The following is a 516-nucleotide window of genomic DNA, read 5'->3' on the forward strand; positions in this document are numbered from 1 at the left end:
ATAGGCGAAGTCCCATCCTATCGCACCGCTTTATAAAAGAACGCCTGCAAAAACAAAGAATATAGCCTGTGCAATGTGCACAGGCTATATTCCAACCTATAACATAATACTATATGGATCGTTTGTCCACAATCAGAATTTATCATATCTAATCTGTAGAAGTCAATCAAACTTTAGTCCTATTTACTTTTCTATGACCGCTTTTTCTCTGCGGCATCCTGCACAAAAGCCGTAAATCACAGAATTTTTACATTGCAACTGAAATCCGTGATCCTTTGCAACATGGCTCGCAATCTCTTCCATAAAGTGACAGTCCAGATGCTCAACAACACCACATGCCACACACTTCAGATGTAAATGCTCATCGCATTTGTGAGTCCGTTCTACATATTGATAGGTCGCCTTTGTACTCTCGCCATTCGCCTGAGGCATATATTTGATTAAATTTCCGTCAGCTTCTAATTTTTCCAGATAACGATAAATAGTCGTTACGTTAACCGGATGATTTTCCGACTG

The 516-nt window shown here is 39.7% G+C and carries 1 protein-coding gene; it reads right to left on the minus strand.

The window, feature by feature from the left end; genetic code table 11:
- Window positions 1-183: 183 nt before the first annotated feature.
- A partial coding sequence (locus D1841_RS18520) for a Fur family transcriptional regulator (RefSeq protein ID WP_166554419.1) occupies window positions 184-516 on the minus strand: 333 nt, incomplete at its 5' end.

The organism is Neglectibacter sp. X4 (assembly GCF_009917365.1).
In the GTDB taxonomy this organism is placed as follows: domain Bacteria; phylum Bacillota; class Clostridia; order Oscillospirales; family Acutalibacteraceae; genus Acutalibacter.